Annotated in this window: 20 protein-coding genes; 9 read left to right on the top strand and 11 right to left on the bottom strand. The window is 64.3% G+C overall.

Going from position 1 to position 14833, the window contains the following annotated elements; all coding sequences use genetic code 11:
• The coding region (locus QZT63_RS05225; RefSeq protein ID WP_290649189.1) for a 2-hydroxyacid dehydrogenase at nucleotides 1-784 on the bottom strand (784 nt) is incomplete at its 3' end.
• 148 nt (nucleotides 785-932) lie between these two features.
• Between QZT63_RS05225 and QZT63_RS05220 the strand changes: the two genes are divergently transcribed.
• Nucleotides 933-1580 (top strand): hypothetical protein, encoded by a 648-nt coding sequence (locus tag QZT63_RS05220; RefSeq protein ID WP_290649187.1) that lies wholly within the window; start codon nucleotides 933-935, stop codon nucleotides 1578-1580.
• Here QZT63_RS05220 and QZT63_RS05215 read toward each other — a convergent pair.
• Together QZT63_RS05215 and QZT63_RS05210 are read right to left on the bottom strand one after the other, a co-directional pair.
• Complete coding sequence (locus tag QZT63_RS05215; RefSeq protein WP_290649185.1) at nucleotides 1550-1837, bottom strand: hypothetical protein; 288 nt, start codon at nucleotides 1835-1837, stop codon at nucleotides 1550-1552. The genes QZT63_RS05220 and QZT63_RS05215 overlap by 31 nt on opposite strands.
• Before the next feature lie 389 nt (nucleotides 1838-2226).
• On the bottom strand, nucleotides 2227-3132 hold the full coding sequence (locus QZT63_RS05210; protein ID WP_290649183.1) for a PhzF family phenazine biosynthesis protein: 906 nt from the start codon (nucleotides 3130-3132) through the stop codon (nucleotides 2227-2229).
• Nucleotides 3133-3632: 500 nt separating this feature from the next.
• Between QZT63_RS05210 and QZT63_RS05205 the strand changes: the two genes are divergently transcribed.
• The 7 genes from QZT63_RS05205 to QZT63_RS05175 all read left to right on the top strand — a co-directional run bounded on the left by QZT63_RS05205 (nucleotide 3633) and on the right by QZT63_RS05175 (nucleotide 8975).
• Complete coding sequence (locus tag QZT63_RS05205; RefSeq protein WP_290649181.1) at nucleotides 3633-5204, top strand: hypothetical protein; 1572 nt, start codon at nucleotides 3633-3635, stop codon at nucleotides 5202-5204.
• A 116-nt stretch (nucleotides 5205-5320) separates the two neighbouring features.
• Complete coding sequence (locus QZT63_RS05200; protein ID WP_290649179.1) at nucleotides 5321-5620, top strand: DUF2141 domain-containing protein; 300 nt, start codon at nucleotides 5321-5323, stop codon at nucleotides 5618-5620.
• Entirely contained in the window at nucleotides 5617-6048 is a 432-nt protein-coding gene (locus QZT63_RS05195) for a carotenoid oxygenase family protein (protein ID WP_290649178.1), read from the top strand. Before QZT63_RS05200 ends, QZT63_RS05195 begins: the two co-directional genes overlap by 4 nt.
• Nucleotides 6049-6050: 2 nt before the next feature.
• Nucleotides 6051-6518 carry a DUF2269 family protein gene (locus QZT63_RS05190; RefSeq protein ID WP_290649177.1) on the top strand — a complete coding sequence of 156 codons (468 nt, stop codon included), beginning with the start codon at nucleotides 6051-6053 and terminating at the stop codon, nucleotides 6516-6518.
• Nucleotides 6519-6534: 16 nt separating this feature from the next.
• Nucleotides 6535-7599, top strand: a complete 1065-nt coding sequence (locus QZT63_RS05185; protein ID WP_290649190.1) for a histidine kinase — start codon at nucleotides 6535-6537, stop codon at nucleotides 7597-7599.
• A complete protein-coding gene (locus QZT63_RS05180; protein ID WP_290649176.1) occupies nucleotides 7596-8345 on the top strand; it encodes a LytTR family DNA-binding domain-containing protein in 750 nt (249 codons plus the stop codon). Before QZT63_RS05185 ends, QZT63_RS05180 begins: the two co-directional genes overlap by 4 nt.
• Nucleotides 8346-8726: 381 nt before the next feature.
• Nucleotides 8727-8975, top strand: coding sequence for a hypothetical protein (locus QZT63_RS05175; RefSeq protein WP_290649174.1), 249 nt, complete (start codon nucleotides 8727-8729; stop codon nucleotides 8973-8975).
• A gap of 74 nt (nucleotides 8976-9049) precedes the next feature.
• On the opposite strand, the gene QZT63_RS05170 is transcribed toward QZT63_RS05175, so the two are convergent.
• The 7 genes from QZT63_RS05170 to QZT63_RS05140 form a co-directional block, all read right to left on the bottom strand.
• A complete protein-coding gene (locus QZT63_RS05170; RefSeq protein WP_290649173.1) occupies nucleotides 9050-9760 on the bottom strand; it encodes a DJ-1/PfpI family protein in 711 nt (236 codons plus the stop codon).
• Between the two features lie 253 nt (nucleotides 9761-10013).
• A complete protein-coding gene (locus QZT63_RS05165) occupies nucleotides 10014-10688 on the bottom strand; it encodes a PaaI family thioesterase (RefSeq protein ID WP_290649171.1) in 675 nt (224 codons plus the stop codon).
• Nucleotides 10660-10911 carry a hypothetical protein gene (locus QZT63_RS05160; protein WP_290649169.1) on the bottom strand — a complete coding sequence of 84 codons (252 nt, stop codon included), beginning with the start codon at nucleotides 10909-10911 and terminating at the stop codon, nucleotides 10660-10662. Before QZT63_RS05160 ends, QZT63_RS05165 begins: the two co-directional genes overlap by 29 nt.
• A 439-nt stretch (nucleotides 10912-11350) precedes the next feature.
• Complete coding sequence (locus QZT63_RS05155) at nucleotides 11351-11926, bottom strand: DUF2231 domain-containing protein (RefSeq protein ID WP_290649167.1); 576 nt, start codon at nucleotides 11924-11926, stop codon at nucleotides 11351-11353.
• 473 nt (nucleotides 11927-12399) lie between these two features.
• On the bottom strand, nucleotides 12400-12582 hold the full coding sequence (locus QZT63_RS05150; protein ID WP_290649166.1) for a hypothetical protein: 183 nt from the start codon (nucleotides 12580-12582) through the stop codon (nucleotides 12400-12402).
• A 26-nt stretch (nucleotides 12583-12608) separates the two neighbouring features.
• Nucleotides 12609-13004, bottom strand: a complete 396-nt coding sequence (locus QZT63_RS05145; protein WP_290649165.1) for a hypothetical protein — start codon at nucleotides 13002-13004, stop codon at nucleotides 12609-12611.
• Nucleotides 13005-13067: 63 nt separating this feature from the next.
• Complete coding sequence (locus QZT63_RS05140; protein ID WP_290649163.1) at nucleotides 13068-13526, bottom strand: hypothetical protein; 459 nt, start codon at nucleotides 13524-13526, stop codon at nucleotides 13068-13070.
• 18 nt (nucleotides 13527-13544) lie between these two features.
• Here QZT63_RS05140 and QZT63_RS05135 point away from each other — a divergent pair, with 18 nt between their 5' ends.
• Entirely contained in the window at nucleotides 13545-13745 is a 201-nt protein-coding gene (locus QZT63_RS05135) for a hypothetical protein (protein WP_290649161.1), read from the top strand.
• A gap of 359 nt (nucleotides 13746-14104) precedes the next feature.
• On the opposite strand, the gene QZT63_RS05130 is transcribed toward QZT63_RS05135, so the two are convergent.
• A complete protein-coding gene (locus QZT63_RS05130) occupies nucleotides 14105-14827 on the bottom strand; it encodes a hypothetical protein (protein WP_290649159.1) in 723 nt (240 codons plus the stop codon).
• Nucleotides 14828-14833 lie beyond the last annotated feature (6 nt).

Raw genomic sequence — 14833 nt, 5'->3', positions numbered from 1 at the left:
GCTCGTAGACATCCAGGGCCAGGTGGCCCACCTTGCCGGATTTCAGCGCCTCGATCACCGCGCTGGTGTCGACGAGCCCGCCGCGGCTGGTGTTCACCAGCATCACGCCGTCCTTCATCTTTTCCAGGGAGTTGCGATTTATGAGGTGGTGATTCTCGCTGGTGAGCGGGCAGTGCAGGCTGATGAGATCGGCAGAGGCGTAGAGTGTGTCCAGATCTACGTACTCGCCGCCCAGGTCTTTGAAGGCGGGGTTCTCGAACATGTCATGGCCGATCAGGCGCACGCCGAAGCCGGAGAGCACCTTGGCGGTGGCCACACCGATGCGCCCCGTGCCGATCAGCCCCACGGTGCGGCCGTGCAGGTTGAAGCCGAGCAGCCCCTGGAGGTTGAAGTTGCCCTCACGCACCCGGTTGTAGGCGCGGTGGGTATTGCGGTTGAGCGTGAGGATGAGCGCCATGGTGTGCTCGGCCACCGCCTCCGGTGAGTAGGCGGTCACCCGTACGACCTGCAGCCGCAGCCGTTTGGCGGCGTTTAGGTCCACGTTGTTGAAGCCCGCGCAGCGCATGGCCACGTACCTCACGCCCTGGTTGCTGAGCTGCTCAAGGCAGGCGGCGTCCAGACTGTCGTTGACGAATGCGCACACGGCGTCCGCTTCGCTGGCGAGCCGCGCAGTGTCCGCATTCAGGGCCGATTCGGTGAACTCCAGCGTGAAACCATAGTGTGCGTTGGCGCGGTCGAAGAACTGCCGATCGTACTTCTGGGCACTGTAAAAGCGGATGCGCATACCTGCCCCCGCAGTCGTTGCGTTGGTTTGGTGCCATTGTTATAAGTCACCTGCTCCCCCGCTGCAACGGCGCTCCGGCGCTGAGCCGGGGATCAGCGATCATCAGCATGGCAGGATGATCGAGCACTAGCAGCGGTTAGGGGGAACCATGCTTGGCGATGATCTTGTATTCAATACGCTGCTGGTTGTTCATATTCTGTTCGGCTTCGCAGCACTCCTGGCTGCGATAGGCGCCGTCACCACGCAATGGCTACGCATGCCGCACTCCCGGCACGTCGTGTGTGGTCAGCTGTTCTTCTGGGGAATGATCGGCATTTTCGTCACGTCACTGCCGATGTCGGTGATGGTGGGAAGCCTTTTTCTGTTCCTGATCGCCATTTTCAGCGTGTATCTCGCCTGGTCCGGTTGCCGGTATGCCAAACGCCGCAAGGGAGCCATTGCGGTGAAGGACCTTCTCTCCGCCGGGGCCATGCTTCTGGCTGCGACGGGCATGGTGGCTCTGGGCGGCATCATGCTGCTCGGCGGTGATCTGAACGGGATTACACTGCTGGTCTTCGGCGGGCTCGGCCTCTGGCTGGCGGGGGCGGATCTTCAGGTATTTCGAAGCGGGGAGTATACGGGCAAGGATCGGATCGCCAACCACCTGGGTATGATGATGGGTGCGACCATTGCGGCGGTGACGGCATTTACCGTCACGAACTTCCGCATGGACCCGGCGTTCGTGCTGTGGCTTGCACCGACCATCGTCATCCTCCCGCTGATTTTCTACTGGCGGAACCGTGTTCTGGGCGGCTGACGGCGGGTGATGAGGCTGTCGGCCGCATGTGCGTAGTATGGATAAGTGTCGAGCGGCGGCGCGCATCCACCGGGTGGCTCGGCGCCCGTGTTTTCAGCGTTGGTGATGTCTGCCGTCTCGATGACAAGCCGGTGGCCGAGAATGGCCAGAGCCCCTTCGATGTTCTCCCGCTTGGAGCTGTAGTCAGGATCCATCAGGCGGTGTGCCGCCGTAGGGCTCTTGCCCAGTGCCTTCGCCAGTTCGGTTGCGGTGAACATGCCGCGCGCGCATGGCCTCAGGGTGCGAGCTTGGCGGCGACGAGGTCGGGGACGGCGATCAATGGTCACCCGAATCCGCCAGACACCGGGGGAACCTCCCTGAAGGGGCTGCCGGCGTTGTGAACACTGGGGGTCAGTTTCACTCCCCGGCTGGGCGTTGAGGATGTTCAAGGAAAAAGCGCAGCATTTCCCGTTTGGCATTAGGCCCTTTAGGATCAGTATAAGACCCGCTGGGACTCCCACCCCGACCAGGCATGTCCCGCGCCACGAATCAGCCATTGTTCCAGGGTGACTGCTCCGCGCGAGGAGATGAGCCGGGCGGTCCAACAATACGGGGTGCGCCCGGGTCTGGCGCTGCCCCAACAATGCCGGCACGGGAGACTCGGCACTCAGCTTGGAATGGTCAGGGAACCGTTGCCAACCCGAACGGCGCAACCACTAAGCCAGACCGCCGTTACCGCTCCTTCGGCGACGTCCGCTGCGACGTGGAGAACGCTCGGTCTCCCGATCGCCTGACCTTGATGAATGGCGGTTCGGACATGCCCCGCCGTCACCCCGGTGCGTACCGCGAGTTCACCTGCGAACGCGATGGCAGCCGCTCCCGTGGCAGGGTCTTCAGCAACCCCCATTGCGGGAGCGAACATGCGCGCTGCCGTGGACTCCGGAACTTCCGGGTCGAGGACATAGGCGTAGACGTGCGGGGCCGGGCCGTTGGCACAGCGCGCCTCCCACAGCGATTGATTCAGTGCGACCGCCGCAAGCGCCTCGTGGGAGGTGATGGGGACGCAGAGAAACGGCACCCCTGCTGACCAGGCTCGCAGGCCCTCAGGCGCGACGGCTTCCGGCTCGACGCCGAGCATGGCGGCCGCCTCATCACGTGACACATCGACCGCGATTTCGGCAGGTACACGTGGCGCTGCGAAGCGGCCTCGGCCAATCCCGTCGCCCAGGCGATCGACGTAAACGGAGATGGTGCCAATGGGTTCGATCAGCTCGATGGGTTTGCTCGACGCAATCCCTTGCGACTGCCGGAGATCCGCCAACGCGACCGCGGCACCGATCGTGGGGTGCCCTGCGAAGGGGAGTTCGACTTTCGGCGTCATGATGCGGATTGTGAAACGTCCAGCGTGCGCGTGCGCCTCGGTGACGAAGACGGTCTCGGACAGGTTGAGCTCCCCTGCGATTCTCTGCATTGCCTTCGCATCCAGGAGTCCTGCGTCGGGAAAGACGGCCAACGGGTTCCCTGCCAGGGGAGTGTCCGTAAACACATCGAGGAGTTGGTAGTCGAGCGCCATGGCAATCTCCCGTTGTTCGGCCGGCACCGCAACCAATGGCGATCCCGCTTTCACGTGGGTCTACACCTTCATCATGCGCAACAAGCGATAAAAATAAAGACAGGCCACAGGGTTCTTCCACGTCAAGGTAACCCCTGTCGCTGCAGCGAACTCCGTGCGCGCGCTGTCCCGATCTGGCCTGCAGTGATGAACTTGACCGACAGGCGTCAAGGCCGGAGTTGCCGGTCCTCGCCGTAGAGTCCGCTACGCTACGCCTTCGGCCCGGCGCCTGGCCTCGAAGGCGCGCCGGCAAGCAAAAGACAACGCATTTCGGTTACAGGACACTTACACTTCAGGCTGCTGTGCCGTAAGCGGCACGAAGCCGACGTGGTGCTGACCACGCTCCAAGCGTGTATGGACGCAGAACGCGTTGCCCTTGCATTCCGGCAAGACGCGGGTGCGCAACTCCATGAAGACAGCAACACCACAAGAGCCACTGCTGGGGAGGTCAGTAATACGCCATGTTGGAAAGACGAGTCATAACAGAAGGCAAGAACCGCTCGCGGGGCCATGGTTTGAAGGGCGGGGTGGGTCTTTTACCGGCCCAGGCCTTGTGCCAGCAAGCGCGCATTGCGTGCCTGCTCTTGTTCGCCTGCGCACCCATGGCAGCGACTGGTGCAGACGATGCCATGGGCCCTGAAGACGAAGGCTGCATGGTGCTGGTGGCTGGGGAACTCGACGACCATGGTCAAGCGGTCTTTCCGGACGACCAGGCGCGTGTCGAGGATTTGCTCAGCGCAATGCACGGACTGTCGCTCACCGCAGCAATGGCGCGAGAGTCCGAGCTGGCGCATCCGGCGTATCGGCCTGATCTGGCGGAGGAGCCACGCAGACTGCAGGCGGAGACGTGGCTCGAGTTGCTAGGCACACTCATGGGGGCGGCCGACACCGAGGGTGCCGCTCCGCGGCCCCAGTGGGCGTTGGACACGCAGGCGGGTCCGGAACCGATCGGTGATCCGCGGATGCGCGATCTCTCCCACGCCGTCTATCTCTATCATATGCATCACCGGGGTGGCCGTTTCGAGGCCCTGGGTCTCGACCAGGCGATCCATTTCCAGGGCGCGGGAGCACTTGCCGTGCTCACGCAGGGATTGCTCGGCAGTCTGGATGACGGCGGGGAGTTCATTGGTCCGGACGGGCGGGAACGGATGAGCCACGGCCTCGCGGCGTTCCATGCACCAGTCTACGCCTGGGTTCGCTGGCAGAAGGACGAGGGCGGCGATGACATGGGCTCGATTTCGCAGGATCGGCTGAGCGACCTCCTCGGCATTAATCCGGAGGGCCTGGTGAATCACGCGCGCTCGTTCGCCGGCGCGCTGGACGACGCCTGGGACGAAAACCGCCAGGCGTACGTGTTCGGCGATAAACCGGCAAACTACAGTCTGGTGGACCTGGGCGCGCTCCTGCGTGGGCACAAGGGCCTGTACGAGGCGCTTGCCCGATTCGGTAACGATGATGATCGCGCCCTGAGCCAGGAGCTCTTCGAGCGCCAGGCAATGATGCTGGATGCCGTACTGGAGCTGGTCAGGCCCTGGGGCTTGCCCGCTGCGGTTACCTTCGACGAAAACGGCGCGCGTGCGGCTGAAGATGCAGTCGACACCGCCGCCCAGTGGCGTTTCGTGAACGATCTGACCGGCGGGTTCGCCCTTGCCCGTGAACAGGGTGGTCCAGCGTGGCTGGCGAATGAGGCGCCCGAGCTGCGGATCGCCCTGGGCGAGGCCATGGACAAGTTGTTGCTCGGGGCATTGGAGTATCAGCTCGTTGACGGCCTCATCGTCGAGAAGATCGACTACCCAACCGGTGACATCGTCGAACCGCGCCCCGCCAGTCACCCGATCGGTTCATTCGTCACCGCCGCGGGTAACGCCTACCCCACGGGTGACGCCTTTTCTGCGCCGGGCGACTGGGATGGCGGCGAAGTCGAGGCCAATACCCGCGCCCTGTTCGACGCCATGCTCGAAGGCAGTGACGCGCTGATCGAGCGGTTCATCGTCCCGTACTGCGAGGTTCGGAGAGGAGGTCACAACACCTGACCTGTTCGGGGATCCCTGGCCGGGCGGCGGGGATCCCCACCGCGGCTGAAAGCGCCTGCCATTCATCGCCCGCATTCACTGTCCATCGCAACCCTCTGCAATCCATCGCACAGCCAATGCCCATCGCGAGCGTGCGCGCAACACTCGTGGGCGATGACACACACGTCAACGCCCGGGAGGACGACATGATCGGTAATAACGCACGAACTGCCGCGACGGCGGTGCTGGGTCTGGCCTTCGTAAGTGCCCAGGTGGCCGAGCTGGATACCAATCTGCTCGGCGTGCCGCAGGAGCCCTACGGCTTCAGCCGCGATGCCACGGGCGGCATGGGGCCGCCGGACTTCAACGATGCCGCCTTCGCCGTGGACGGCGACGCCACACGGATCACGATTCAGCTCAATGGAGCTCAGCCATGAATCGCACGGGTTTTCTTCGCTTGATAGGCGTGGGCGGGTCCGGCCTGGTGCTGCCCGCGTCCATGACCAGCGCGCCCGCGGTGGACGCGCAATCCGCCCCGGACTGGCACCTGGAGTTCCGGTCGACCGCCCGCACCGCCTCTTCTGCACACCCACTGTCCAACGCCGTGCTGCGTCGCGATATCGAGACCGGGGAGGCGGCGCTCTTCGACTTCGGTGCCAACGTCATCACCGAGAAGCACGTCTTCGTCAGCGTGCCCGGCTGCGAGGGCAACGGCTGGCTGATCGGCACCGCGCTCGACCTCGACCGGCAGGTCTCGGTGCTCTCGGTCTTTGCCGCCGGAGCGCTCGCCGACGGGCCGGTGGTCCAGGCGCGACTGCCGTACCCGGTACCGCTTGGCTTTCACGGCAATTGGAAGGGGGCGTGAGCATGGATACCTATGGGGTTCTCAAAGTCCTGCACGTGCTCGGCGCGGTGATCTTTCTTGGCAACATCATCGTCACCGCTTGGTGGAAGGTAATGGCGGACTGCACCCGGGACCCGCGCGTTGTCGCCTTCGCGCAGCGGCAAGTGACGCTGACCGATTTCGTGTTCACGGCGCTCGGCGTGCTGCTGCTCGGAGGTACCGGGTACGCCATGGTGTTCGGTGGACCGTGGAGTTTCGATACCCGGTGGCTGGATTGGGGGCAGTCGCTGTTCCTGGCCACCGGCATCGTCTGGGTGGGCGTGCTGATTCCGATTCAGTTCGTGCAGGCACGCATGGCACGCGCATTCGCCGGTGGCGGCGAGATCCCGGTGCGCTACCGGCAGCTGGCGGCGCTGTGGATGGGCTTTGGCATCCTCGCCATTGTGTTGCCGCTCGCCGCCTTGTCTCTTATGGTGCTGAAACCGGTCTGACCCGGGGTAATGGGTGATGGAGAAACGCTTCAACGAGCTCTCACGCGGCCCACTGGCATGGGGTGGGATGCGCGTCCACTGGCGAGCGCTGTGGACGCTCGCCTTCAACAGCCTGATCGCCGTCTTTCTCACCACCATCGGCTTCGGCGGCACCTTTGCCGTCAACATGGTCTTCTCCCAGTGCATCGGGCTTAGCATCTTCACGATGCTTGAGTTCGTGCCGTCCAGACGGCTCTCGGGCGCCCGCCTGGTGGCCGGCCTGTCGCTCGCGGTCGCCGCCGGGGCAGTGATCGGCGTGTTGATCGCGGTCGTTGCGACCGGTGCTGTGGTGGAGCGGGCGCGGGAACCGGCCACCATTTTCTGGCAGTCGGTGCTGATCGCGCTGCTGTTCGGAGGTATCGCCAGCTATTACTTCATGAGCCGCGAGCGCTTGCTGCGCACCCGTGCCAGCCTGCAGGAGCAGGAATTGCGCGGGCTGGAGGCGGAGCGGGACCGAGCGGCCACGGAGCTGCGCCTGCTGCGGGCGCAGATCGAGCCGCACATGCTCTTCAACTCGCTTGCGCACGTCCAAAGCCTGATTGATACCGATCCGGAGCGCGGCAAGCGCATGCTGGGCTATCTGATCGCCTACCTGCGCTACTCGCTGCTGCACGCCCGCCAGCAGCGCACCACGCTCGGCGATGAGCTCAAGCTGCTGGAGAGCTACTTGGAGATGTACCGCATCCGCATGGGTGAACGTCTGCGGTACGCGTTCGACGTGCCGGATGCACTGGCGAGCGTCGTTCTGCCACCCATGCTGCTGCAGCCCCTGGTGGAGAATGCGATCAAGCACGGTGTCGAGCCGAAGGTCGAAGGCGGGATGGTGCGGGTTTGTGCCCGTGCCGAACGCGGTATGCTGGGCCTGGAGGTCCATGATACGGGGCAGGGCCTGGGTGCCGTCGCGGCAGGAACCGGCGTTGGCCTGGCCAACCTGCGCGAACGCCTCGCAGCCGTCTACGGCGGCGCCGCGAGCCTCAGCATCGAGGACGCCCCGACCGGCGGCGTGCTTGCGCGCCTCGAACTGCCGTTGGAGGAGTCATGACGATGCGGGCAGTGATTGCCGATGACGAGGCCGAGCTCGCCGCCCACCTGGAGCGCGAGCTGGCGCGGGCCTGGCCGGAGCTGAAGATTGTCGGCGTGGCCTGCAACGGCCCGGAGGCCCTGGCCCTGCTGCAGGAGCTGCGGCCGGAGGTGGCATTTCTCGACATCCGCATGCCGGGCCTCTCGGGGCTCGAGGTCGTCAAACGGCTCGACAGCGGTTGCCGGGTGGTGTTCGTGACCGCCTTCGACCAGTACGCCATCGAGGCGTTCGAGCAGGAGGCGGTGGACTATCTCCTGAAGCCGATCACGCCGGAGCGGCTCGCACGCACGGTCGAGCGTCTGCGCCGGCCACCCGCCACGGACCGGGAGCCCGCTGCACTCACCGAGCTGCTGGAGCGCGTCCAGGCCGCCGGCGAGCCCCGGTATCTGCAGTGGATTCGTGCGGGTGTCGGTGAGCGCGTTCAGCTGATTGGCGTCAACGAGGTGGTCTATTTCAGCGCCAGTGACAAGTACACCAGCGTATTCACCGCCGGTACTGAACTCTTCATCCGCACCCCCATAAAGACGCTCGCCACGCAGCTCGACCCGCAGAAGTTCTGGCAGATCCACCGCGGCACCATCGTCAACGTCAGCCAGATCGCGTCCGTGTACCGGGAGTTCGGCGGACGGCTGAGCATCACCCTCAAGGGTCGCCCGGAGCACCTGACGGTCAGCCGTGCATTCGCGCACCTGTTCCGGCAGATGTAGCGCGCTCACAGGGTCGGGCACCAAAGACAACGGCCGCGGGGACCAGTGCCCGCGACGCGAGTTTGGCGCCCGTCCCTCTGCTCAAAGAGTTCCGTAATCGTCCGATTGCGTCGCACTGCCGCGTTCTTGATCGGCCGATGGCGTGCCTCGGACAATGTCAGTGTCAACCGTGCCATTGGGTGCGCCGGGCAAACGCTGCCGGCCGGCGCGGAGCCGTTCGATGGAGGGGCGGGCAACGTCGTCGGGCTTTCGCTGGGGATCCCCTAACGCGACCTGGTGGCGCGCCCTCGTCGCCGTGGCGGGGGCGTCCTAAGGAGTTGGCGTTGCCGGTGTCTTGATGTGAGAATCCAAGCATCATGATGCAGTAATGGTCCTGCCACGATGCGCACCACGCTTACGATCGACGACGATGTCGCCGCCAGACTCAAGAGGCTGAGCCGGGGCCGAAGCCTCAAGAAGGTGACGAATCACGCCCTGCGGTTGGGCCTGCATGCCATGCAGTCCGAGCAGCGCGAGGCGCCCTATGCTACCGGGCCCAGGGACGGCAAGCCGCGCATCCTGAACCTCGACAGCGTCGCCGAGGTACTCGCCGAGAACGAACGGGACCACTGGCGGTGGAACACGGCGTGACCGTCGTGAGCTCCGACGCCGACTTTGCGTGATATCCGAAGGTGCAGTGGTACAACCCGCTTGCGCGATAATGGTCAAAGGCGCCGGCGGAGTGAGGCGAGCATGCGGCGCCAGGCCACCGTTGGAATGGACAGCGCGTTGCGGGGGTTCCTTGCCCGGCGGAGCATCTCTTCCCGGGCGGCGTCGGTGGTGGCGCTGGGGGCTTTATCCGGGTGGCCCGCATCGTACGGCGGTTGTGGATCGTATTCGATCAGCAGCTGGATCTCCCTGGCTCGATGCGCACCACAGAGCTCGCCGACCAGCCAGAGCGCCAGGTCGATGCCCGCCGACACCCCTGCGGCCGTGGCGATCTTTCCGGAGCGAACAACGCGCTGGTTCCGGCACGCGCGGGCGCTGAAGGCGGCCAGCTTGTCCTGCGCCACCCAGTGGGTGGTGGCCGGGTGCCCGTCCAGAATGCCGGCGGCGCCCAGAATCAGCGCACCTGAGCACACGGACACCGTCCATTGGCTGGTTTCGTGAGCTCGCCGCAGCCAGCGAATCAGCGCTCCATCCGCCATGGCGGTCGCCGTATTCGCTTCCGAGCCGGGCACGATGACCAGATCCGGTGCCGGTGTCTCATCGAATCCATGGGTTGCACCCAGCACCAGCACGCCGCTGTCCGCGACGACCGGTCCGGGCTGCGCGGCGACGAAACGAATCTCGTGGTCGGTGAAGCGCAGTACCTCGTAGGGCCCGACAGCGTCGAGCGCTGTCAGCCCGGGGTAGACAACGATGGCGATCTGCATGGGGCCTCCCTGAGCGGGGCGCAGCGGGCATACTCCGCCAATGTCGGCGATGGGCGCGCCGCCGGCTCGCGACTGTGTATACACGGGGACGCACGTGTGGCTGAACAGGATCTCGTCGACAGGGCCATGTGCGGCTTGCATCCCGAGGCCATCACGGCACCAGCGCAGCCTGGGACTCCGGGCCTGGTGAGCGCGCCACCCGCCATGCGCCGGCTACCCAACCTGGCGCCTGCTTGAGAGGCGACGGCAGTGTTCAGTCGCTCCGGCGGATGGTGCCCAGGGCGGTCGCCACCAAAGTCTCGTCGTGGTCGGTGACGCACAGCAATTGGCAACTGCAGACAGCCTGGGTTTTCCCGGCTGCCAGGACCGAAGCCCGCGCGACCAGCTTCTCACCGATGGCAGGACGAACGTAGTTGACCTTGTATTCCATGGTGACCGCATCCCCAAGTGTTGATCCTCCCGCGAAGGTCAGACAGTTATCCACCATGTAACTCAGGACCCCGCCATGCACGTAGCCGTGCTGTTGCTTTAGCTCGTCGCGTATCGTCAAAGATATTTCCGCTTTGCCTGTCTCCAGCCCCGTTAGCTCGGCCCCGATCAGTCCGCTGAACGGTTGTGCCTTGAAGATCCTCCGGCCCATCTCGAACAGGTCGTTCATGGAAATGTCCTCCTGCGCGTCCTCAGTGCGCACCGCGGCCACGTCATACTCGGCTCTCTCCACAGCAGCCCACAGCGCCTCCTCCTCGAGGCCGCCTGGAGCCAACGTCACACGGTGACTTGCAGTGTTCGTCTCGACGCCGTCGATCCCGCGCGGCCGCTTCAGGGTGCTGCGGATGATTCCGGCCCAGTAGTCACGGCCCATCACGGGCGCTCTGAGACACAGCGTAACGACGTGTTCGTTAGCCTCTGTGGTCAGCGACTCCTGCATTAGCGATTAGCCCCGCCAGATTGCGACTCCTGGTGAACCGGCCATTGAGAGAACGCCAGAAATAGAGAAACACTAAGTTGACCAGGGGGATGACGACCAACAGGCTCCACCAGCCCGCAAATCCTGCTTTGGTGCACATCCTCCAGAAAGGCACGATGACCACCAGCGCAAAAAGCGCCATCGAGAGTGTGTGCAGTGCCAAATACCCTTCATTCATCATCATGTTCGGTTCCCCTGCGCCGCGTGTTGGCGGCCGGCGTCGTGTCGAGAGCCCGGGCATGGACGCTGACGCGCTGCTGGCGCCTGTAGGCCCGCTTCCTGGGCCACGAAGCATGAGGCTTCCAGCGGTTGGAAGGTCAAGCGGCTTTCACCCCCTGCCCGCAGGCCTCGTGCACCATCAGTAGCTGCCAGTCGCTCGCGCTGCGGCGAGCGCGGTGGCAGCGGTGCCCAGATGATCGGTACCGCGCTGGTCCATGGCTCTGCTCAGAGCCAGGAGGCGGGCCACTGATCGCATCACTGGATTCGGGTGACGGGTTCACTGTATTGATTCGGACCAAGCCCGCTTTGACGGATAGCCCCGAGCATTCCGATTCTCCACGGCAGCCGGTCCGTACAGCCAATGGCGACCGACACGATCTTCAGCCGCCACCGGGCCGGGGACTTCAGTGCTCGTGGTGATTGTGGTCCTCGCCGTCGCCGTGACCCTCGTGATGATCGTCGTTGTGCCCATGATCGTCATCGCCATGGTCATGCCCGTGGCCATGGTCGTTATGGGCATGGCCTTCCGTATCCGGCAGCTGCTGCACGCCAACACCGTAGCCATAGACCAGCGTGCCACCATAGTGGCCAGCCATGACCAGGGGCGTGGCGGCCAGTAGCGTCGCCAGCACGAAGGCGGTGCCTTCGCGGCGGTTGGATAGCCAGTTCCGTACGCACCACAGCGCGAGCAGGGCAAACGTCGCCGCGGCGATCAGTGCCCAGTTACGGTGGATAGTCATGACCTCATGGGAGGCGGCGTCGTGCGGCACCGTGTTGTAGGCGTACCAGCCGGTCAGCACGGTGCCGATGGTAAACAGTGCGCCGAGCATCAGATTGACCCGAGCGACCAGGCGCACCGTGCGACCAAAAGCGCCGGGCGGACTGAAATGGGCGACGATGAACAGCAGCACGGCGACCGTCAGCAGCGCCACGGTAAAGTGCACGAAAATCGGATGCCAGTTGGGTAGTGCACCGAGCATTGCGTTCTCCGTCATCGCCCCCGCCCCGCGGGAGGCCGCAGCCTTCCCGGGCGTCCCGGCCCACCATTATGCCCGGGTTGCCGATCAACGCAGCACATCGGGCATCCGGGTCCACGCGCTCGGCTGTCACATACGTGTGACCGAACGCCGGCAGTGGCACCATATTGAGCTTGATGGGGTACGGCAGGGGTTTGCCGTCCTCGGCCGCCTTCCAGCACTGGGGGTCATGGGGTGCACGGGGTGATCCGCGATGCCGCCCTTGATTGACAGGATGCGGATGTAGTCCCCCTGTCGGATGCGCGGGTGGCCGTGCTCGCTGTCGGTAACCGGCTCCGATGGGTACCCGCCAGATCCCGGAATGGGGGTTTCTTCAATGGGTCAATGGCCAATGAAATACCGGGTAAACGAAACATTGGCGCTCGGTGCCAATACGCCAGTGGCCGTCATCACCGGCATTGGTCTGCCCCGCACGCCTACATTCGCCCGGCCAGGAGCAGCTTGCGCACTCGGTTGACATACTCGCCGGTGGACTTCACGCCGGCGTCAATGACACGTGCGCGCTCCTCGGCCGACATGCGCCGATACTCGTTCATGCGCTCGAAGCTGTGTGGATCCCTGCGATGCGCATGCGGATTGCGGCTGATATCGCGCTTCATCTGCACTCCCTCCTCGCCATAGTTGATTATGGGGTCCTCGGCCGAGGCTCGCAAGATTCTCCCGCGTCGTGGCGCATCTCGCGCTCGGCCTGCTCCGCCAGCCAGTAGTTGTTCAGAAGTGTCGCAAGCGTTGAGAGCAATGGACCGCAGAGCATCGCGAAGCGCAAAGCCCTTTGTTCGGAGCCAAGAATCGACTGGCGATTGGCGTAGATGCTGAGCACACCGAAGATGGCTTGGGGCTCACCGTGTGGGTCGTACTGGCTGATTGGCAATGAGAGCAGGCTCCGGGCCATGGTGTTGTCCCGGTAATAGGCCTGGAAATGCTCCCGGGTGTTTGCGTCGAAGCCGCCCCGCCAATCGATATCCCGGGCAATGTCCTCCGTGCTGTCGGCGTAGGATGGCTTCATGGTGGCAACGGCCATTGCCGCCCCTTGAACGTTGATGAAGCACGCGTCTTCGTGATCGAAGACCGGAAAGGCAATGGGCTACAGGTCATCGCGCTCGGGTTGTTCAAAGACGAGGGAGTTTGTCGTGAGATCCCGGTCCAGGGCCACGAAGGCTGGCGCATAGTCGAAGATGTCATCGCGCATCTCCTGGGAGAACAGTCCCAGTCCCTGCTCGATGTGCTCCAATACGGCGACCTCGTTGTGCAGCTCGCTAGCCGGGCGCCGCCGCATGATGTTGGCCCGGTAGAGCGAGCCGCTGCCGGTTTCCTGCCGGTCCCAGATCCAGGCGAGATTGAGCATCATGTCGAGGACGGAGCGTATGGAGCGCGCAATATCTTCACGTTGCGTCGCCTGTTCGAGCGGGGAGGCGAGCCAGAAGTCCGCGTTTGACTCGGCGAAACCCTGAATGCGCTTGTGGCTGCGCTGATACTGGTCAAGGAAGTGTTCAGGTGGCATGAGCAAGGCTTCGTCCCGAACCTCCTGGATAGTCTGGACCATCCGGCGCACTTCCCGTTGATGAGCGTGGTTTACAGCGTGATGGCGAAGTGCGTTCACACCGGCGTAGAGGAAGATGAGCAGGACCAGCGAGACGAACGCCCAGCGTTCGCCCTTGGCGATATCCTCCAGAAGCAGCGCAGCGGCGAGCGCGAGGACGAAACCGCCGACACCCGTGGTGACCGCGCCCGGCGTTTCGCTCCATCACGCGCCCAGGAGTAGCCAACCAAGGCCCCTCGTGCGGTCTCGTACGAATGGTAGGCGGGCGACGAGCTTGGTTTGATCCATGCCGAGTTCCTGCCAGTTGGTGGACCTTGCGCAGAATGCCACGCGTTGCGAAGCCTACCACCCGCGGCCGAGTCGTGGCTCACCTCGGCATGGCCGTTTTCCAGCGAGCCGCTGCAGCGCGTACCGCCGGGCACGCGTTCCAGCACGAACTGGACCACCCGAACGCAGCCATCACGGTGCATTCCCCCGATTGCCGGTGTGGCCTGATGTGTCATTGCGTTGCTCCTATTCGCATGAGGGTGGGGGTCCGCTTGCGATCGTCGTTGCCGCTGTCGGCAGGGGCCGCGCCATGGTCAGAGAATCCCGGTGATGAACAGCGTTCCAATCCCGATCAGCAGTGCGGCAGTCACCTTCGACAGGTGGGGCGTAAACCGTTCGACGGTCGCGCGGTGGCGCTCGTAACCGGCGATCAGCAGCAGTGTGGGCACCAGGATAGCCACGATCACCGCCGCAGAATAAACCAGCATAAGCTCGAGGCAGTAAGCGGTGCCCGCGCAGATGGCGAGGATCTGTACCGGTTCCTCATGGGCGATGCCGAGCAGCACGGCCACCGCGGCAAGCTGCGGCAGCCCACGCTCGCTCGCGGGCCCGAACTGGCAACGCGAGCGAATCCACGTGATCCAACCCATCCAATGTCCCGTCGTTGGCGACGCGGCACCGTGCACAGGGTGAACACTGTGGCCGTGGCCGGAACTGTGGCCGTTGTCGTGGTGATGGGGATGATGACCGTGCCGGTACTCCCGAATGCCGAGCCCGATGAGCAGAACGCCCGCGCCAATCTTCAGCCAGTCGGTGTCGGCCCAGCCAAACGTGTCACTCATCCAAACAAAAATGACGACGAGGGCGATACTGCTCAACAGGTGGCCAATACCGATAATCAGCCCCGCGACGATGCCCGCGACGTAACGACGTCTTTGGCGCAGCGCGTACGTCGCCGCGATGGGCCAGCCGTGGTCCGGCAAGACGCCATGCAGCAAACCGATGCCGGCGACCGCAATGATCAGTCCCGCTGTCATCGAGCC

Origin of the sequence: Aquisalimonas sp., from assembly GCF_007120195.1 — a bacterium.
Taxonomy (GTDB): Bacteria; Pseudomonadota; Gammaproteobacteria; order Nitrococcales; family Aquisalimonadaceae; genus Aquisalimonas.
This window is presented reverse-complemented; position numbering and strand designations above follow the sequence as displayed.

Excerpts from the sequence above, each read along its gene's own strand:
- QZT63_RS05220 (WP_290649187.1), top strand. The coding sequence starts at position 933 with ATGCTTGGCGATGATCTTGTATTCAATACGCTGCTGGTTGTTCATATT.
- QZT63_RS05215 (WP_290649185.1), bottom strand. The coding sequence starts at position 1,837 with ATGTTCACCGCAACCGAACTGGCGAAGGCACTGGGCAAGAGCCCTACG.
- QZT63_RS05210 (WP_290649183.1), bottom strand. The coding sequence starts at position 3,132 with ATGGCGCTCGACTACCAACTCCTCGATGTGTTTACGGACACTCCCCTG.
- QZT63_RS05205 (WP_290649181.1), top strand. The coding sequence starts at position 3,633 with ATGTTGGAAAGACGAGTCATAACAGAAGGCAAGAACCGCTCGCGGGGC.
- QZT63_RS05200 (WP_290649179.1), top strand. The coding sequence starts at position 5,321 with ATGCCCATCGCGAGCGTGCGCGCAACACTCGTGGGCGATGACACACAC.
- QZT63_RS05195 (WP_290649178.1), top strand. The coding sequence starts at position 5,617 with ATGAATCGCACGGGTTTTCTTCGCTTGATAGGCGTGGGCGGGTCCGGC.
- QZT63_RS05190 (WP_290649177.1), top strand. The coding sequence starts at position 6,051 with ATGGATACCTATGGGGTTCTCAAAGTCCTGCACGTGCTCGGCGCGGTG.
- QZT63_RS05185 (WP_290649190.1), top strand. The coding sequence starts at position 6,535 with ATGGAGAAACGCTTCAACGAGCTCTCACGCGGCCCACTGGCATGGGGT.
- QZT63_RS05180 (WP_290649176.1), top strand. The coding sequence starts at position 7,596 with ATGACGATGCGGGCAGTGATTGCCGATGACGAGGCCGAGCTCGCCGCC.
- QZT63_RS05175 (WP_290649174.1), top strand. The coding sequence starts at position 8,727 with ATGCGCACCACGCTTACGATCGACGACGATGTCGCCGCCAGACTCAAG.
- QZT63_RS05170 (WP_290649173.1), bottom strand. The coding sequence starts at position 9,760 with ATGCAGATCGCCATCGTTGTCTACCCCGGGCTGACAGCGCTCGACGCT.
- QZT63_RS05165 (WP_290649171.1), bottom strand. The coding sequence starts at position 10,688 with ATGCAGGAGTCGCTGACCACAGAGGCTAACGAACACGTCGTTACGCTG.
- QZT63_RS05160 (WP_290649169.1), bottom strand. The coding sequence starts at position 10,911 with ATGATGATGAATGAAGGGTATTTGGCACTGCACACACTCTCGATGGCG.
- QZT63_RS05155 (WP_290649167.1), bottom strand. The coding sequence starts at position 11,926 with ATGCTCGGTGCACTACCCAACTGGCATCCGATTTTCGTGCACTTTACC.
- QZT63_RS05150 (WP_290649166.1), bottom strand. The coding sequence starts at position 12,582 with ATGAAGCGCGATATCAGCCGCAATCCGCATGCGCATCGCAGGGATCCA.
- QZT63_RS05145 (WP_290649165.1), bottom strand. The coding sequence starts at position 13,004 with ATGGCCGTTGCCACCATGAAGCCATCCTACGCCGACAGCACGGAGGAC.
- QZT63_RS05140 (WP_290649163.1), bottom strand. The coding sequence starts at position 13,526 with ATGGTCCAGACTATCCAGGAGGTTCGGGACGAAGCCTTGCTCATGCCA.
- QZT63_RS05135 (WP_290649161.1), top strand. The coding sequence starts at position 13,545 with ATGAGCGTGGTTTACAGCGTGATGGCGAAGTGCGTTCACACCGGCGTA.
- QZT63_RS05130 (WP_290649159.1), bottom strand. The coding sequence starts at position 14,827 with ATGACAGCGGGACTGATCATTGCGGTCGCCGGCATCGGTTTGCTGCAT.